Source organism: Pseudomonas sp. CC11G (assembly GCF_056174845.1).
Genome location: NZ_JBWBZC010000019.1, coordinates 38,662 through 55,731, shown reverse-complemented (window position 1 = coordinate 55,731; position 17,070 = coordinate 38,662). Strand labels below are relative to the sequence as shown.

The window sequence follows — 17,070 nt, the reverse complement described above, 5'->3', positions numbered from 1 at the left end:
TTGCAGGGTTCGCGAGCAAGCTCGCTCCTACAGGGGAACGCGGAGCCGTTTGGATTGCGGCCGTTACTCGGTCGAGGGTTTCGGGGCTATGGTCAGGCAAGGCGCCCCGGAGCTTTTGAGCGCAGCGTACTCTAGTACGTGAGCATCAAAAGCGAGGAGCAACGCAGCATGGCCGACGCCCCGGAAGCCGATGGTTGTGAATACAAATAAAAAGACCCCGGAGGGTTAACTCCGGGGTCTTTTTATTTGTGTTCACAACTTACTTTGAAAGTCGTGGAGCTCTTCCTGAGCTTTTTCTTTGGTCCATCCATAGCGCTCCTGAAGTTTCCCTGCCAGGTACTCGCTATGCCCTTCGGCGACATCCAAGTCGTCGTCCGTCAGGTCGCCCCAACGTTCCTTGATCTTGCCGTTGAGCTGTTTCCACTTGCCTTTGATTACGTCGGAATTCATGGGAAGTCCTCCTTTGTCTGGGCTAATCAGGCGTCACCGGTGGTCCGGGACGCCCGAGGGAATGCTGTCAGGCGGTCGACTGATTACTCAGCCGATTTCAGGCCGTCGGCAGAAACTGCCTTCACGCCTTTGATGCCTTTGGTCTTGGCCACGGCCAGGTCACGTTCAGCATCGCTTTTCACGACGCCAGACAGCGATACCACGCCTTTGTTGGTTTCAACCTTGATGTCCAATGCGCTGAGTGCGCTATCGGCTACGAAAGTGGATTTGACCTTGCTGGTGATCCAGGTATCGGTCACTGCTTCTTCAGCGGTGTCAGTGGTAGCAGCCATCATCAGCGGGGCGCTGTGAGTGTTAGCTACGTCGGCGAACGCCAGAGGGGACATCAGGGCGCCGGCAGTGGCAGCTGCGATAACGAATTTATTGAAAGGCTTGTTCATAACGTCTCACTCCTAGTTCATTTGAAAATTCCGCCACCTGTCCTGGCTGCGGTTTCATAGGAGATATCGCAAGGCGTGTGCCAACCTTGATATCAATTTTAATTCGTTATTAATCAAAGACTTAAAAACTAGAGCCACTAGCCAGTATCGTGCAGATTGCAAGTTAGCCGCTGCGCTTACATGCAATCTGCATGAACCGTTAACCGTTGGTCGCCATGCGCTCGAGAATAAGTTGCAGGGTGTCCACTTCCGCCATGAGCGGTGATTGCGGATAACGCCCACGTACAAATGCCAGCAGTTTTTTGCGCCGGCTCCACCTGGCCCAACCCTTCGGCAAAGCCACGCGCGGCCAGTAGGTAGGCCCGTGGAATATGCGGGTAGTCGGGAAAGCGCTGATGCAGGTTGCGCAGCAGGCTTAAGCCCTCACGGGTGCGATGCCGTTCGAGCAGCGCACCGGCGATGCGCTCGCATACCAGGGCGTCGTCAGGCAGGTAATCCGGTTGGAATTTGCGCGCGTTCAGCAGCGCGGTAGAAGCCATTGCCGGGCTTGAGCGGGTAGCCAGCGGCAGGTAGTGAGCGAGGTGACGCAGGCAACGCTCACGGGCGTTGAGGTTGAATAGCAACTGGTGGAAGCGCTCGTTGAGCTTGAGGTCGTCCGGCGCGCGTTCCAGGGCCAGCGTGAGAGTTTCCAGGGCGTGTTCGCTCTGACCTTCCTTGATGCGAATCTCCGCCTCGGCCATCGCCCGGCGCCGACGGTATTCGGCTCAGGGTAGCCGTTGTGGCTGTCTTCTTCGGCAATGGCGTAACCCAGCGCGCCCTGATACTGGAACACCGCGTAACCCATCATGGCGCACATCACCACGGTGAAATACGTGAACGCGAACGCGGCTATCGGCACCACGACAACGCGGGGCAAATTGTGCGACAGCATCACGGCGACCCATTCCGGCGATTGCCAGAGGATAAATAGAAAGGCGCAGAGAATGAGGTAACGCCAGCCCATGGCCTTGATCACCTGGCCGATGTCCTCAGGGCTCAGCGCCGCGCCGAGGGTTTTGTCCAGGGCCAGGCGAATGATGCTGGCCGGCATGATGATGACCAGCCCCACGGTGACCACCCAGAAGACCGCCTCGCTGCCAGAGTCAGCCGCCAACCACATGGCCACGGCACACAGGAGGAACACCGCCAGCTGTTTGAAGAACAGGCTGAAGCCTGCACCGGTAAAGGCGCTGGCCAGGCTGGGCGCAACCCTGTGCGCTTCGCTGGAAGCTTCTATTACGCTGTAGAAGTACTTGGTGGCGATGCTGAACAGCACCGTCCACAGAATGATTGAGGACGGCATAAACAGACTGGCCAGCGCCATCAACGCGCTGAACGCCAAGGGCCCGGTTTGCAGGGCATAGGTAAAAAACGCGGGAACACGCTCCCAGAACGGCTGTGCGGTATTGGCGGCGCCGAGAAATTCCAGGCGGCTGGCGCACAACGGGCAGGTCGGTGAATCTTCCGGCGCGTCGTCATTGAGCGGCGTGCAGCAGTCGCCGTAATGCCGGGGGCAGGAATGGCAGAGCCAGGTGGCAGGCTGTGCGGGGTGGTAGTGGCAAAGACTCTTTTCCATGGATACAACGTTCCTTGTGTCTCAAGCCGGTTGGGCGCCTATTCTCCGGGCAAAAAAAGAGGGCCCGCAAGGGGCCCTCTTCTCAAGCTGCGATAAAAGCTGGGGTTAAACGCCCTGAGCTTTGGCCGCTGCTACGTCTTTGATCGACAGTTTAATACGGCCGCGGTTGTCCACGTCCAGTACCAGCACTTCGACTTCCTGACCTTCTTTCAGAATGTCAGTCACTTTCTCAACGCGGGCATCGCTCAGCATCGAGATGTGCACCAGGCCGTCTTTGCCCGGCAGGATATTTACGAATGCGCCGAAGTCGACGATGCGCTCAACCTTGCCTACGTAGATCTTGCCGATTTCAGCTTCTGCGGTGATACCCAGAACGCGCTGACGTGCAGCTTCAGCAGCTTCTTTGGTTTCGCCGAAGATCTTGATCGAGCCGTCGTCTTCGATGTCGATCGAAGCCTTGGTTTCTTCGCAGATCGCGCGGATGGTTGCACCACCTTTGCCGATAACGTCGCGAATTTTGTCCTGGTCGATTTTCATCGCGATCATGGTCGGAGCGTTGGCCGACAGCTCGGTACGCGAAGTGGCCAGCACTTGGTTCATCTGACCGAGGATATTCAGGCGAGCTTCCAGGGCTTGGCCCAGGGCGATCTCCATGATTTCTTCGGTGATGCCGTTGATCTTGATGTCCATCTGCAGCGCGGTAACACCTTTGGCGGTACCGGCTACTTTGAAGTCCATGTCGCCGAGGTGGTCTTCGTCACCGAGGATGTCGGTCAGGATGGCGAACTTCTCGCCTTCTTTAACCAGACCCATGGCGATACCGGCAACCGGTGCCTTCATCGGCACACCAGCGTCCATCAGGGCCAGGGAAGCGCCGCAAACGGAAGCCATGGAGCTCGAACCGTTGGATTCGGTGATTTCCGAGACCACACGGATGGTGTACGGGAACACGTCGGCAGCAGGCAGCATGGCCTGAACCGAACGACGGGCCAGACGGCCGTGACCGATCTCACGACGGCCAGTGGCGCCCATGCGACCACACTCGCCCACCGAGTACGGAGGGAAGTTGTAGTGCAGCATGAAGGGGTCTTTACGCTCGCCTTCGAGGGTGTCCAGCAGTTGTGCGTCGCGGGCGGTACCGAGGGTGGCAACGACCAGCGCCTGGGTTTCGCCACGGGTGAACAGAGCCGAACCGTGGGTTTTGCCCAGCACGCCAACTTCGATGGCCAGAGGGCGCACGGTGCGGGTGTCGCGGCCGTCGATACGTGGCTTGCCGTTAACAATGTTTTCGCGAACGGTGCGGTATTCGATCTCGCCGAAAGCGTCTTTCACTTCACCCGAAGACGGGCCGCCTTCAACGGCGAACTTGGCAACGATCTGGTCTTTCAATTCGCCCAGACGGCCATAACGCTCGTGCTTGATGGTGATGGTGTAAGCCTGGGAGATCGCGTCGCCGAATTCGCTACGGATAGCGTCCAGCAGAACGGTGTTCTTGGCAGCAGGTGCCCACGCCCAGGTAGGCTTGCCCACTTCGGCAGCCAGTTCGCCAACGGCTTTGATCACCGATTGGAATTCGTCGTGTGCGAACAGTACGGCGCCCAGCATCTGGTCTTCGGTCAGCTCTTTGGCTTCGGATTCAACCATCAGTACGGCGTCTTTGGTACCGGCTACGACCATGTCCAGGCTCGAAGCCTTGAGTTGCTCGTAAGTCGGGTTCAGCAGATAGCCGGTGCTTTCGTGGAAGGCAACGCGGGCAGCGCCGATCGGGCCTTCGAATGGGATACCGGAGATGGCCAGAGCAGCCGAGGTACCGATCATGGCAGCGATGTCCGGATCGGTTTTCTTGCTGGTGGAAACCACGGTGCAGATCACCTGAACTTCGTTCAGGAAACCTTCTGGGAACAGGGGACGAATCGGACGATCGATCAGACGGGAAGTCAGGGTCTCTTTTTCCGAAGGACGCGCTTCACGCTTGAAGAAGCCACCAGGGATCTTGCCGGCAGCGTAGGTTTTTTCTTGGTAGTGAACGGACAGCGGGAAGAAGCCTTTGCTTGGGTCGGCTTGCTTGGCGCCAACCACGGTCACCAATACGCTGACGTCGTCGTCAACGGTGACCAATACTGCGCCGGAGGCCTGACGGGCAATGCGGCCAGTCTCGAGAGTGACGGTCGATTGACCGAACTGGAATTTCTTGATTACCGGGTTCACGGTGTATTTACCTTCTTTTTGCCTTGGGGAAATCGTGTTCTTGCAGAATTCTTGGGCAACTTCGGGATTCGGACCCGAGCACTGTCCAGGCGATACAAACAAAACCGGTGGTGCAGATAAAACTTGAGGCTGGATGCCTGCCGTTATTCACCGGGCTGCGTGAGCATACCCAATCAATAACGACAAACAACCAACCTCTAGCAGCTTCGCTATTAGCGACGCAGGCCCAGACGACCGATCAAGGTGCTGTAGCGGGTAACGTCTTTGCCTTTGAGGTAGTCCAGCAGCTTACGACGCTGGTTTACCATGCGGATCAGACCACGACGGGAGTGGTGGTCTTTACCGTTGGCTTTGAAGTGACCTTGCAGCTTGTTGATGTTGGCGGTCAGCAGTGCAACTTGCACTTCTGGCGAACCAGTATCACCAACGGCTTGTTGGTAGTCGGTAACGATCTGAGCTTTTTCTTCAACGCTGAGTGCCATGTGGGCTTCCTCTCAGTAAGGAGCTGCATTCCAGTGAATACGACTCCAATAGGCCGAGGACAAATCCTCGTATTAAAAAATGAGATGTGACCGTGCCTATTAACAGCCACCCTCGCCCACCCCGGTTTCCCGGCATGGTTCGGTCATTCTGACCGAATCAAACGACGCGGCGCGATGCGCCCGTCTTCGCTCACTTCGCCAATCCCGATGAAGCGAGCATTGTGATCGTATGCGCGGACCATGCCGAATTTCGGCGCGTCCGGGGCGCGTACAGCCTGCCCATGCAACCAGTAAAACGCACTGTGTTCCGAAAACTGCACCAGGGGCCAGTGCTCCAGGCCGCTGTCGGAAGGCAACAAGAAGCGGTCGACTGCTTCGTTACCACCGTCGGCGTGTACCTGTTCCAGCTCTTCCAGGGTTACGGTCTGGGCCAGTACAAACGGCCCTGCCTGGGTACGGCGCAGTTCTGCGACGTGTGCACCACAACCCAACGCCTGACCGATGTCTTCCACCAGGGTCCGGATGTAAGTGCCTTTTGTGCACGCGACAGACAAGTTCGCCTGTTCGCCTTCGCAGCCCAGCATTTCCAGGCGCGCAATAGTAACAGAACGCGCTTCACGCTCCACTACCTCGCCTGCACGGGCCAGTTTGTACAACGGCTGACCGTCACGCTTGAGGGCGGAGTACATCGGCGGTATCTGACTGATTTCGCCCCGGAATCTGGGCAAAACGGCTTCGATATCGTCACGACCAACGGTCACTTCACGGCGCTCGATCACGTCACCCTCGGCATCGGCCGTGGTGGTGGTGACGCCCATCTGCATCAGTGTCTCGTAACCTTTGTCTGCATCAAGCAGGTATTGCGAGAACTTGGTAGCCTCACCAAAGCACAACGGCAGCACGCCGGTGGCCAGTGGATCGAGGCTCCCGGTATGCCCGGCCTTCTCGGCATTGAGCAACCAGCGCACCTTTTGCAGCGCGGCGTTGGAGCTGAAGCCCTTGGGCTTGTCGAGCAGAATGATGCCGCTGACGTTACGGCGAATGCGTTTGACCTGAACCAACACTTACTCCTTGTCGGCAGCAGGCGTGGCATCTTCGGCGACGTGCTGGCTATCTTCAGCCACCGCGCGCTCGATTAGCGACGACAGGTGTGCACCGCGCATTACGCTTTCGTCGTAATGGAAATGCAGTTGCGGCACGCTGCGTAGCTTCATGGCGCGGGCCAGTTGCATACGCAGAAACCCGGCAGCGAGATTTAGAGCTTTAACGTTCTGGGCGATTTCTTCAGGGGTGTCCTGGCCCATCACGGTGATGAAAATCTTCGCGTGGCCGACGTCGCGACTTACATCGACGGCAGTCACGGTCACCAGACCGACGCGCGGGTCTTTCACTTCACGACGGATCAGCTGTGCCAGCTCGCGCTGCATCTGATCGCCGATACGTTGGGTACGGCTATATTCTTTGGCCATCTAACTACCTGTTACCTCCCGCCACGGCACAAAACCCTGACGGTCTGAAAGCGGCAAACGCCCGGCCAGGCGTGAGCCGGACCGGGCGTTGCGTAAAACAGCTCGAGCTTAAAGGCTGCGAGCCACTTGGATCTTCTCGAACACTTCGATCTTGTCGCCGACTTTGACGTCGTTGTAACTCTTCACGCCAATACCGCATTCCATGCCGGCACGTACTTCGGAAGCGTCATCCTTGAAGCGGCGCAGGGATTCCAGCTCGCCTTCGAAGATAACCACATCTTCACGCAATACGCGGATCGGACGGTTACGGTGCACAACACCTTCGACCACCATGCAACCAGCGATCGCGCCAAACTTCGGCGAACGGAACACGTCACGCACTTCGGCGATACCCAGGATGTTCTCGCGAACATCGCTGCCGAGCATGCCGGTCAGGGCTTTCTTGACGTCTTCGATGATGTCGTAGATCACGTTGTAGTAACGCATATCCAGACCTTCCTGCTCGACGATCTTGCGCGCGCCGGCATCGGCACGCACGTTGAAGCCGAACAGTACAGCGCTGGAGGCCAGTGCCAGGTTGGCGTCGCTTTCGGTGATACCACCGACGCCGCCGCCCACTACGCGCACTTGCACTTCATCGTTACCCAGGCCGCCCAGGGCGCCCTGCAGAGCTTCCAGCGAACCACGGACGTCAGATTTGAGGACGATGTTGAGCGTCTTCTTCTCTTCCTGGCCCATGTTCTCGAAGATGTTTTCCAGCTTGCCAGCGTGGGCACGGGCCAGTTTCACTTCGCGGAACTTGCCTTGACGGAACAGCGCGACTTCACGGGCTTTCTTCTCGTCAGCGAGTACGCTCATTTCGTCGCCAGCATCCGGCGTACCGTCCAGGCCGAGGATCTCGACCGGAATCGATGGACCGGCTTCCTTGATGGACTTGCCGTTCTCGTCGAGCATGGCGCGGATACGGCCGAAGTTCGAACCGACCAACACCATGTCGCCTTGGCGCAATGTACCGTCCTGAACCAGAACGGTAGCCACCGGACCACGGCCTTTGTCGAGACGGGACTCAACCACCACACCACGGCCAGGAGCCGAAGGGGTTGCTTTGAGTTCCAGTACTTCAGCTTGCAGCAGAACGGCTTCAAGCAGTTCGTCTACGCCAGTACCCATCTTCGCCGAAACGTTTACGAACGGGTTGTCGCCGCCCCACTCTTCCGGGGTTACGCCGTGCGCAGCCAGTTCGCTTTTGATGCGTTCCAGGTCAGCGCCAGGTTTGTCGATCTTGTTCACGGCAACGACCAGCGGAACGCCGGCGGCTTTCGCGTGCTGAACAGCTTCAACGGTTTGCGGCATTACGCCGTCGTCCGCTGCAACCACCAGGATCACGATGTCGGTCGCCTTGGCACCACGGGCACGCATGGCGGTAAACGCGGCGTGACCAGGGGTGTCGAGGAAGGTAACCATGCCGCGCTCGGTTTCTACGTGGTAGGCGCCGATGTGCTGGGTAATGCCGCCCGCTTCGCCAGCGGCCACTTTGGCGCGACGAATGTAGTCGAGGAGCGAGGTTTTACCGTGGTCAACGTGGCCCATTACGGTCACAACCGGTGCACGGGAAATCGCCTCACCTTCAAACTTCAGGGACTCGGCCAACTGCTCTTCAAGAGCGTTATCGCTAACGAGCTTGACGTTGTGGCCCAGCTCTTCAGCGATCAGCTGCGCGGTTTCCTGATCCAGTACCTGGTTGATGGTCACCGGGGTGCCCATCTTGAACATGAACTTGATCACTTCAGCCGCTTTGACCGACATCTGGGCGGACAGCTCGCCAACAGTGATGGTCTCGCCGATGGACACGTCGCGCACAACCGGACCGGTCGGGCTCTGGAAACCGTGTGCATTGCGCTTCTTCAGCTTGGCCTTGCCGCGACCGCCGCGACGGAAGCTGTCGCTTTCCTCGTCGGTAGTACGTGGAGCAACGCGCGGAGCCGGCGCTTTTTCCTTCTCTTTAACCGAAGGACGGTGCGCGGTGGTTTTGCGATCGCCACCACGACGGTCGTCGTCGTTGCGGGGTTTGTCCGGGCGACGCTGTTCGTCTTTCTTGCGCTCTTCAACCGGTGCAACAACAGGTGGCAGCTCGATATCGGCAACCACAGGTTCAGCAGTCGGCGCAGCAGCTGCGTCGGCGGCCGGCGCAGAAGTAGCGTTGTTAGCGCCGGCTTCGCGGCGGGCAGCTTCTTCAGCCTGACGTCTGGCGTCTTCGGCCGCCTTCAGGCGTGCCTCTTCTGCCGCACGCTCTTCCTGCTCGCGTTTTTGCTCAGCTTCGATTTCTTCGTTGCTGCGCTTGACGAAGGTTTTCTTCTTGCGCACTTCAACGCTGATAGTTTTGCTACCCGCAACACGCAGGGTGCTGGTGGTTTTACGCTGCAAGGTGATCTTGCGCGGCTCTTCCACTTTCTCGCCGTGACTGCTTTTGAGATGCGCCAACAGGGCTTGCTTCTCGCTATCGGTCACAACTTGGTCGGCACCGGTATGCGGCAGACCCGCTTCGCGCATCTGCAACAACAGACGCTCTACTGGGGTGGCGACCACTTGGGCCAATTCTTTGACCGTGACTTGCGTCATGCACTTCTCTCCTCAGGCCGCGAACTTACTCGAACCAATGGGCTCGGGCGGCCATGATCAACTTGCCGGCACGCTCTGCGTCGATACCGTCGATGTCGAGCAGGTCGTCAATCGACTGCTCGGCCAGGTCTTCGCGGTTAATCACGCCGCGTACTGCCAGTTCTTGTGCCAGCGCCTTGTCCATACCCTCAAGAGAGAGCAGGTCGTCGGCGGGGTGGGCGTCTGCCAGCTTTTCTTCTGTCGCGATAGCTTTGGTCAGCAGGCGATCTTTGGCGCGAGCGCGGAGCTCGGTGACGATTTCCTCGTCGAAGCCATCAATGCTGAGCATCTCTTCCATCGGGACATAGGCGATTTCTTCCAGGCTGGTGAAGCCTTCTTCTACCAACACCTGAGCAATGTCTTCGTCGACTTCCAGCTCGTCGATGAAGTTTTGCAGGATGTCGCCAGTTTCAGCTTGCTGCTTGGCCTGAATATCCGCTTCGGTCATGACATTCAGTGTCCAGCCAGTCAGTTGACTCGCCAAACGAACGTTCTGACCGCCACGGCCGATGGCTTGCGCCAGGTTGTCTTCGCCGACGGCGATGTCCATTGCATGGGCATCTTCGTCAACGATGATGGCGGCAACTTCGGCCGGTGACATGGCGTTGATCACGAACTGAGCAGGATTGTCATCCCACAGCACGATATCGACACGCTCGCCGCCCAACTCACCCGACACCGCTTGAACTCGCGAGCCGCGCATACCAATGCAGGCGCCTTGCGGGTCAATACGTTTGTCTTTGGAGCGCACGGCAATTTTGGCCCGCGAACCCGGATCACGGGAGGCGGCCATCACTTCGATCAACTCTTCAGCAATTTCTGGCACTTCGATGCGGAACAACTCGATCAGCATTTCCGGCGCGGTACGCGACAGAATCAGCTGTGGGCCGCGGTTCTCGGTGCGAATCTCTTTCAGCAAAGCACGCAGCCGTGCGCCAACACGGAAGGTCTCGCGGGAGATGATGTCTTCGCGGGCCAGCAGTGCTTCGGCGTTGTTACCCAGGTCAACGATGACGTTGTCGCGGGTTACTTTTTTCACGGTGCCGGAAATAATTTCGCCCAGACGCTCGCGGTAAGCCTCGACCACTTGGGCACGTTCAGCTTCGCGAACTTTCTGCACGATGACTTGTTTGGCGGTTTGCGCCGCGATACGACCGAACTCGATGGACTCGATCTTCTCTTCGATCAAATCACCCAACTGGGCATCAGGCTTGATCTCGCGCGCCTCGTCGAGCGTCAGCTCGGATGCCAGGTTGAACAGCGATTGATCATCAACCACGGTCCAGCAACGAAATGTTTCGTAGCTGCCCGTAACACGGTTGATCTCTACGCGAAGTTCAACTTCAACGTCGAAACGTTTTTTCGTTGCAGTGGCCAGTGCCAACTCCAACGCCTCAAAAATAACGCCGGCCGGTACGCCCTTTTCGTTGGATACCGACTCAACAACCAGCAGTACTTCTTTGCTCATCGTACGCCTCGCCTTTCGCAATCCATTGGATCCGCGGGATCCGCGTCTCAGTCAAAACTGGGAACAATATTGGCCTTGTCGATCGAATCGATCGGCAACAGGTATTCGTGGTCATCAACCAGCACCACAACGTCCTGTTCCTCTACTCCGCGGAGGAGACCCTGAAAGTTACGCCGCCCATCGAAGGGAGAACGCAGTTTGATCTTTACTTGCTCACCGGCGTGTGCGGCGAACTGTTCAATGGTGAACAGCGGCCGGTCCATGCCAGGCGAAGACACCTCCAGGGTGTACTCGCTGGTTACCGGGTCTTCGACATCCAGGACACCGCTCAACTGGCGACTGACCTTTTCGCAGTCTTCGACAAGAATGCCGTTGGCATGATCGATATAGACGCGAAGCAGGGAATGCCGCCCCTGGGACAGGAACTCGATACCCCAGCATTGATAGCCAAGGGCCTCGACTACCGGGGCCAGCAAGGCCTGCAACTCTTCTAGCTTGCTCGACACTTGAACCCCTCGTGCATGTCGTACAAATAAAAAATGGGCGAAACGCCCATCCCTTGAAGCCGCCAAACGCTAGATTTGACGACAAAACAACCAGGCCAACAAAGCAACCGGCTAACAAAAAGCCCCTAAAAAGGGGCTCCGCTACAACCGATTGCAGGGGAAGGAAGGTTAAACCACAACCTAAAGGCCATGAGCCCATCGAGCTATCAAACGGCCAATCCCCACGTTAAAGCTGGGGCCGGAGTATACGACCTAACTAACGCAAGGGTCAATCCAACCCCCAGCAACAGCAAAGCCCGCATGAAGCGGGCTTTGCTGTTTAATTGGTACCGAGAAGGGGACTCGAACCCCTACAGCCTATGGCCACTACCACCTCAAGGTAGCGTGTCTACCAATTCCACCACCTCGGCAATTAACGCACTTACTTCTGCTCTGGAGCTTGAGGTACGTCGCTAGCGTTAGACGCTGGCTTTTGCTCTTCGAGCACCGGCACATCTTCTGCTACCGGTTTTTTCTGCTGCACTTCCATCACAGCTGGATCAGGCAAACCAGCCTGACTCAGCGTGTGAGCTTTTTCTTTAGCAAAGTAGCCTAAGCCCAAGCTAGTAATGAAAAAAGCGGCCGCAAGTATAGCAGTAAAACGACTAAGAAAGGTAGAGGAACCTTGGCTACCAAAAACAGTTGCCGAAGCGCCCGAACCAAACGAGGCACCTGCATCGGCACCTTTACCCTGCTGCAACAGTACGAGCGCAACAACGCCCAACGCCGCCAACAGATGCAGAACTACAATGACAGTTTCCAGCATTTCTTAGTTTCCTGCGGCGCGACAGATCGCACCAAACTCATCCGCATTCAGAGAGGCTCCACCAATGAGCCCCCCATCGATATCCGGCATGCCGAACAATTCAACCGCATTGGCCGCCTTGACACTGCCGCCATAGAGAATTCTTACACCGCGAGCTACCTCGGCATCTTCAGCATCCAGTTGCGCACGAATCGCTGCGTGCACTTCCTGCGCCTGCTCTGGCGTTGCGGTCAGGCCTGTGCCAATCGCCCAAACCGGCTCGTACGCGACAACAGCACGAGCAAACACTTCAACACCCAACACATCGATCACACTACCCAACTGACGATTGACCACCTCGATGGTCTGCCCCGCTTCACGCTGCTCCAGGGTCTCCCCTATACACAACACCGGCGTCAAACCGGAGGCTTGCACGGCAGCAAATTTGCGCACTAGCAGCTCATCGCTCTCACCCAGAATCTGACGACGCTCGGAGTGACCAACCAACACCAATGTACAACCTGCATCAGCCAGCTGGCTCGAAGCAATTTCGCCGGTCAGAGCGCCCTGTGCATGCTCGGCCGCGCAGTTCTGCGCACCTACCGCAATGGACTTACCCTCAAGACCCGCGAGCACGTTGTTGATGTAAAGGCTCGGCGGAAACACCGCAACCTCTACACCCTCTGGCACTGCCAGTGCGTGCAGGCCTTTGATCAACTCAGCGACGCTGGCGCGGGTACCGTGCATCTTCCAGTTACCAGCTACCAAGGGGCGACGCATGTTCTACCTCGTCGATCAAAGTGGGCGCAGATGCTACCCAAGAGATTAGGGATTAGCAAGCCGAATCAGGCACAGACTTCGGTAACTACTTTAGCTAATTCATCAGCATAGCTACGGACCTGTGCCTCATCGTCGCCCTCGACCATCACCCGCACCAATGGCTCAGTACCGGATTTGCGCAGCAATACGCGGCCCCGGCCACCCATACGCTCGGTTACCCGCGCGCAGGCATCGGTAACTGCCGGATGGGAAACCGGATCGACGCCGCCGGCAAAACGTACGTTAACCAATACCTGCGGACATTTACGCAGACCCTGACGTGCCGCCGCCAAGCTCTTACCCCAGCGCTTCAACGCCAGCAGCACCTGCAGCGCAGCAATGATCGCATCGCCAGTCGTGGTGTGCTGGAAACAAACGATATGGCCCGAGTTTTCGCCGCCGATCTGCCAATTACGCTCCAGCAGTTCACTGATGACATAGCGGTCGCCAACGTTCGCACGCACAAACGGGATATTAAGATCCGCCAACGCCAGCTCAAGACCGAGGTTACTCATCAAGGTGCCAACAACACCGCCCTGCAGCTTGCCTTGTTCTTGTAGATCACGCGCGATGATGTAGAGCAGCTCGTCGCCGTCCACCAGCGCACCTGTGTGGTCGACCATAAGCACGCGGTCGGCATCACCATCAAAGCCGATACCCAGATCCGCCTCATGAGCCACCACGGCAGCCTGCAACGCGCCCATATGGGTAGAGCCGCAGTCATCGTTGATATTCAGCCCATTGGGCTGCGCCGACAGCACCGTGACGTGGGCACCCAATTCACGGAACACACTGGGGGCAATCTTGTAGGCCGCGCCATGAGCGCAATCGACAACCAACTTCAGGCCAGCAAAATCGGTGCTAGTCGGCACGCTGCTTTTGCAGAATTCGATGTAGCGACCGGCCGCGTCATTGATACGCGAGACCTTGCCCAGCTTGGCCGACTCGACCACGGTCATCGGAGCATCCAGCAACTCTTCAATCATCAGCTCCAATTCATCCGGCAATTTGGTGCCCTGACCGGAGAAGAACTTGATGCCGTTGTCATCATGCGGGTTGTGCGAGGCGCTAATAACGATGCCCGCCTCGGCGTGGAAAGTACGCGTCAGATAGGCGATCGCCGGCGTGGGCATCGGACCCAGCAGCATCACATCCGCGCCAGCAGCCGACAGTCCGGCCTCCAAGGCCGACTCAAACATATAGCCAGAAATGCGCGTGTCCTTACCGATCAAAACGCGGCAAGTGCCCTGCTTGCGAAACGCCATGCCAGCCGCCCAACCGAGCTTGAGCATAAAATCCGGGGTGATCGGAAATTCACCTACGCGCCCACGAATACCGTCGGTGCCAAAATACTTTTTACTCATACTTTCTCCGATCTTCTTATTCTGCCGCTTGCACAGCGGCAATCATGCGCACCACGTCGACCGTTTCCGGCACGTCATGCACACGCAAAATATGGGCGCCTTTAGCGACCGCCAACGCCGCCAACGCAAGGCTGCCGTACAGCCGCTCACTCACCTCACGGCCCAGCGCCTTGCCAATCATGCTCTTGCGCGAGACGCCGACCAAGAGCGGCCGACCGAGGGCGTGCAGCACCTGCATACGGTTGAACAGCGTCAGATTGTGCTCGTAGGTCTTGGCAAAGCCGAAGCCAGGGTCGAGCACCACGCGCTCGGCAGCGATACCCGCTGCCGCGCATGCGGCCATGCGCTCGACCAGAAAATCTCTGACTTCCGTCACGACATCCGCGTAAACGGGATCGTTCTGCATGGTGCCGGGCTCGCCACGCATGTGCATCAGGCACACAGGTAATTGGGTGGCCGCCACGGCCTCAATGGCCCCGTCACGTTGCAGCGAGCGTACGTCGTTGATCAAGCCGGCCCCGAGTCGGGCGGACTCGCGGATAACGGCCGGCGTGGACGTGTCCACCGAAATAATCACATCCAGCTCGCGGGCGATAGCCTCAACCACCGGCGCCACTCGCTCCAACTCCTCAACCGGCGATACTGCCCGCGCACCGGGGCGCGTGGATTCGCCGCCGACGTCGATCAGGGTGGCACCAGCTGCAACCATGGCCGCAGCATGCTGCAAAGCCAGATCAACGCGACTGAAGCGCCCACCGTCGGAGAAAGAGTCAGGGGTAACGTTGAGGATGCCCATCACGTGCGGGCGACTTAAATCAAGAAACCGGCTGCCACACGGCAGCCGGTTCGGGTATTGCGTCAGGGACATGTCAGACCTTAATGCTCGGCAGCCGGGCCACCGATAGGTTTCTCTGGCGTCTCAGCCTGATCCTGCTTGCTGATCGTGGTGCCAGAGTCGCCATCGTCTTGCCAGTCGCGCGGCTCGCGCGGTGTACGGCCATTCATGATGTCGTCGATCTGATCGGCATCGATGGTTTCGTACTTCATCAGCGCGTCGCACATGGCGTTGAGCTTGTCGCGGTTCTCTTCCAGCAGGCGCTTGGCGGTGCCGTAGCACTCGTCGATGATGCTGCGCACTTCCTGGTCGATCAACTTGGAGGTTTCAGCCGACATACTGCTCTGCTGACCACCGCCGCCACGACCGAGGAACACCTCACCATCTTCTTCGGCGTACATCAGCGGACCCAATTTCTCGGACAGGCCCCACTTGGTAACCATGTTCCGCGCGATCTGGCTGGCACGCATGATGTCGTTGGACGCGCCGGTAGTCACACCGTCAAAGCCCAATGTCATCTCCTCCGCAATACGGCCGCCATACAGCGAGCAGATCTGGCTGATCAACGCGCGCTTGGACAAGCTGTAACGGTCCTCTTCCGGCAGGAACATGGTTACGCCCAAGGCACGACCGCGCGGAATGATGGACACCTTGTAAACCGGGTCATGCTCAGGCACCAGGCGACCGACAATGGCGTGGCCGGCTTCGTGGAACGCCGTATTCATCTTCTCTTTTTCAGACATCACCATCGATTTGCGCTCAGCGCCCATCATGATTTTGTCTTTAGCCAGCTCGAACTCTTTCATCTCGACTATGCGCTTGCCTGCACGAGCAGCGAACAGCGATGCCTCGTTCACCAGATTGGCCAGGTCAGCACCGGAAAAGCCTGGAGTACCACGGGCAATGACCGCCGGCTTGACGTTGTCGCCCATTGGCACTTTGCGCATGTGTACTTTCAGAATCTGCTCACGACCGCGGATATCCGGCAGCCCCACCACAACTTGACGGTCGAAGCGGCCCGGACGCAGCAGCGCAGGATCGAGCACATCCGGACGGTTGGTGGCGGCGATGACGATAATGCCGTCATTCATTTCGAAGCCGTCCATCTCAACCAACAACTGGTTCAGGGTCTGCTCACGCTCATCGTGACCACCACCCATGCCGGCGCCACGGTGGCGACCAACAGCGTCGATTTCGTCGATGAAAATGATGCACGGGGCGTGTTTCTTGGCCTGCTCGAACATGTCGCGAACGCGGCTGGCACCAACGCCTACGAACATTTCCACGAAGTCCGAACCGGAAATGGTGAAGAACGGCACCTTGGCTTCGCCGGCGATGGCTTTGGCCAGCAGCGTTTTACCGGTACCAGGCGGGCCCACCATCAGCACACCGCGAGGGATGCGGCCGCCCAAACGTTGGAATTTTCCCGGATCGCGAAGAAATTCGACCAGCTCGCCCACTTCCTCTTTCGCCTCGTCGCAACCCGCAACATCAGCCAAGGTGGTCTTCACTTGGTCTTCGGAAAGCAACCGCGCCTTGCTCTTGCCAAAGCTCATCGGGCCGCCTTTGCCACCGGCACCACCCTGCATTTGACGCATGAAGAACATGAACACAGCGATGATGACGAGGATCGGGAAGCTGGCCACCAGCAACTGAGTCCAGATGCTCTGCTGCTCAGGCTTTTTGCCTTCAACGGTCACGTTGTTGTTGATCAGATCACCGATCAGGCCACGGTCTTCGATCATCGGGCGCACAGTAGTGAACGGCTTGCCGTCCGTGCCAATCCCGGTAATGTTGAAGCCTTCGATGGTGACTTTCTGCACACCACCATCTTTGACCTGCTCAATAAATTGCGAGTAGTTCAGCGTCTGAGGCTCGCTCGGGCTGGAAAAGTTGTTCATCACCGTCACGAGGACGGCAGCGATGATCAGCCACAAGATCAGGTTCTTTGCCATGTCGTTCAATTAGCTAC

At 57.9% G+C, this 17,070-nt stretch carries 16 protein-coding genes and 1 tRNA gene; all 17 read right to left on the bottom strand.

Features of this window, described 5'->3' with window-relative positions; genetic code table 11:
• Positions 1–252: 252 nt before the first annotated feature.
• The 17 genes from AC0V2S_RS20245 to ftsH all read right to left on the bottom strand — a co-directional run bounded on the left by AC0V2S_RS20245 (position 253) and on the right by ftsH (position 17,053).
• The gene (locus AC0V2S_RS20245; RefSeq protein WP_475511283.1) at positions 253–450 is read right to left on the bottom strand and encodes a CsbD family protein; all 198 of its coding nucleotides are present in this window, start codon (positions 448–450) and stop codon (positions 253–255) included.
• 83 nt (positions 451–533) lie between these two features.
• On the bottom strand, positions 534–890 hold the full coding sequence (locus AC0V2S_RS20240) for a BON domain-containing protein (protein ID WP_475511282.1): 357 nt from the start codon (positions 888–890) through the stop codon (positions 534–536).
• Positions 891–1,066: 176 nt separating this feature from the next.
• Positions 1,067–1,429 (bottom strand): hypothetical protein, encoded by a 363-nt coding sequence (locus AC0V2S_RS20235; protein WP_475511281.1) that lies wholly within the window; start codon positions 1,427–1,429, stop codon positions 1,067–1,069.
• Positions 1,408–2,505, bottom strand: coding sequence for a hypothetical protein (locus AC0V2S_RS20230; RefSeq protein ID WP_475511280.1), 1,098 nt, complete (start codon positions 2,503–2,505; stop codon positions 1,408–1,410). Before AC0V2S_RS20230 ends, AC0V2S_RS20235 begins: the two co-directional genes overlap by 22 nt.
• A gap of 105 nt (positions 2,506–2,610) precedes the next feature.
• Positions 2,611–4,713, bottom strand: a complete 2,103-nt coding sequence (gene pnp, locus AC0V2S_RS20225) for a polyribonucleotide nucleotidyltransferase (RefSeq protein ID WP_475511279.1) — start codon at positions 4,711–4,713, stop codon at positions 2,611–2,613.
• Between the two features lie 212 nt (positions 4,714–4,925).
• Positions 4,926–5,195, bottom strand: a complete 270-nt coding sequence (rpsO, locus tag AC0V2S_RS20220) for a 30S ribosomal protein S15 (protein WP_010447232.1) — start codon at positions 5,193–5,195, stop codon at positions 4,926–4,928.
• 143 nt (positions 5,196–5,338) lie between these two features.
• Positions 5,339–6,256 (bottom strand): tRNA pseudouridine(55) synthase TruB, encoded by a 918-nt coding sequence (gene truB, locus AC0V2S_RS20215; protein ID WP_475511278.1) that lies wholly within the window; start codon positions 6,254–6,256, stop codon positions 5,339–5,341.
• A 3-nt stretch (positions 6,257–6,259) separates the two neighbouring features.
• Positions 6,260–6,664 carry a 30S ribosome-binding factor RbfA gene (gene rbfA / locus AC0V2S_RS20210; protein WP_475511277.1) on the bottom strand — a complete coding sequence of 135 codons (405 nt, stop codon included), beginning with the start codon at positions 6,662–6,664 and terminating at the stop codon, positions 6,260–6,262.
• Between the two features lie 108 nt (positions 6,665–6,772).
• Positions 6,773–9,283 carry a translation initiation factor IF-2 gene (gene infB / locus AC0V2S_RS20205; protein ID WP_475511276.1) on the bottom strand — a complete coding sequence of 837 codons (2,511 nt, stop codon included), beginning with the start codon at positions 9,281–9,283 and terminating at the stop codon, positions 6,773–6,775.
• 25 nt (positions 9,284–9,308) lie between these two features.
• Positions 9,309–10,790, bottom strand: a complete 1,482-nt coding sequence (gene nusA / locus AC0V2S_RS20200; RefSeq protein WP_475511275.1) for a transcription termination factor NusA — start codon at positions 10,788–10,790, stop codon at positions 9,309–9,311.
• Positions 10,791–10,837: 47 nt separating this feature from the next.
• Complete coding sequence (rimP, locus tag AC0V2S_RS20195; protein WP_271197318.1) at positions 10,838–11,296, bottom strand: ribosome maturation factor RimP; 459 nt, start codon at positions 11,294–11,296, stop codon at positions 10,838–10,840.
• A gap of 324 nt (positions 11,297–11,620) precedes the next feature.
• Positions 11,621–11,706 (bottom strand) — tRNA-Leu (locus AC0V2S_RS20190).
• 11 nt (positions 11,707–11,717) lie between these two features.
• Positions 11,718–12,101 (bottom strand): preprotein translocase subunit SecG, encoded by a 384-nt coding sequence (secG, locus tag AC0V2S_RS20185; RefSeq protein WP_475511274.1) that lies wholly within the window; start codon positions 12,099–12,101, stop codon positions 11,718–11,720.
• Positions 12,102–12,104: 3 nt separating this feature from the next.
• Entirely contained in the window at positions 12,105–12,860 is a 756-nt protein-coding gene (tpiA, locus tag AC0V2S_RS20180) for a triose-phosphate isomerase (RefSeq protein ID WP_475511273.1), read from the bottom strand.
• Between the two features lie 65 nt (positions 12,861–12,925).
• Positions 12,926–14,263 carry a phosphoglucosamine mutase gene (gene glmM, locus AC0V2S_RS20175; protein WP_475511319.1) on the bottom strand — a complete coding sequence of 446 codons (1,338 nt, stop codon included), beginning with the start codon at positions 14,261–14,263 and terminating at the stop codon, positions 12,926–12,928.
• Positions 14,264–14,279: 16 nt separating this feature from the next.
• A complete protein-coding gene (gene folP / locus AC0V2S_RS20170) occupies positions 14,280–15,131 on the bottom strand; it encodes a dihydropteroate synthase (protein WP_475511272.1) in 852 nt (283 codons plus the stop codon).
• 8 nt (positions 15,132–15,139) lie between these two features.
• Positions 15,140–17,053 (bottom strand): ATP-dependent zinc metalloprotease FtsH, encoded by a 1,914-nt coding sequence (gene ftsH, locus AC0V2S_RS20165; protein WP_475511318.1) that lies wholly within the window; start codon positions 17,051–17,053, stop codon positions 15,140–15,142.
• Positions 17,054–17,070 lie beyond the last annotated feature (17 nt).

Bases quoted from the DNA above. Each gene is read 5' to 3' on its own strand.
- AC0V2S_RS20245 (WP_475511283.1), bottom strand. From the start codon at position 450: ATGAATTCCGACGTAATCAAAGGCAAGTGGAAACAGCTCAACGGCAAG.
- AC0V2S_RS20240 (WP_475511282.1), bottom strand. From the start codon at position 890: ATGAACAAGCCTTTCAATAAATTCGTTATCGCAGCTGCCACTGCCGGC.
- AC0V2S_RS20235 (WP_475511281.1), bottom strand. From the start codon at position 1,429: ATGGCTTCTACCGCGCTGCTGAACGCGCGCAAATTCCAACCGGATTAC.
- AC0V2S_RS20230 (WP_475511280.1), bottom strand. From the start codon at position 2,505: ATGGAAAAGAGTCTTTGCCACTACCACCCCGCACAGCCTGCCACCTGG.
- rpsO (WP_010447232.1), bottom strand. From the start codon at position 5,195: ATGGCACTCAGCGTTGAAGAAAAAGCTCAGATCGTTACCGACTACCAA.
- rbfA (WP_475511277.1), bottom strand. From the start codon at position 6,664: ATGGCCAAAGAATATAGCCGTACCCAACGTATCGGCGATCAGATGCAG.
- infB (WP_475511276.1), bottom strand. From the start codon at position 9,283: ATGACGCAAGTCACGGTCAAAGAATTGGCCCAAGTGGTCGCCACCCCA.
- nusA (WP_475511275.1), bottom strand. From the start codon at position 10,790: ATGAGCAAAGAAGTACTGCTGGTTGTTGAGTCGGTATCCAACGAAAAG.
- secG (WP_475511274.1), bottom strand. From the start codon at position 12,101: ATGCTGGAAACTGTCATTGTAGTTCTGCATCTGTTGGCGGCGTTGGGC.
- tpiA (WP_475511273.1), bottom strand. From the start codon at position 12,860: ATGCGTCGCCCCTTGGTAGCTGGTAACTGGAAGATGCACGGTACCCGC.
- glmM (WP_475511319.1), bottom strand. From the start codon at position 14,263: ATGAGTAAAAAGTATTTTGGCACCGACGGTATTCGTGGGCGCGTAGGT.
- folP (WP_475511272.1), bottom strand. From the start codon at position 15,131: ATGTCCCTGACGCAATACCCGAACCGGCTGCCGTGTGGCAGCCGGTTT.
- ftsH (WP_475511318.1), bottom strand. From the start codon at position 17,053: ATGGCAAAGAACCTGATCTTGTGGCTGATCATCGCTGCCGTCCTCGTG.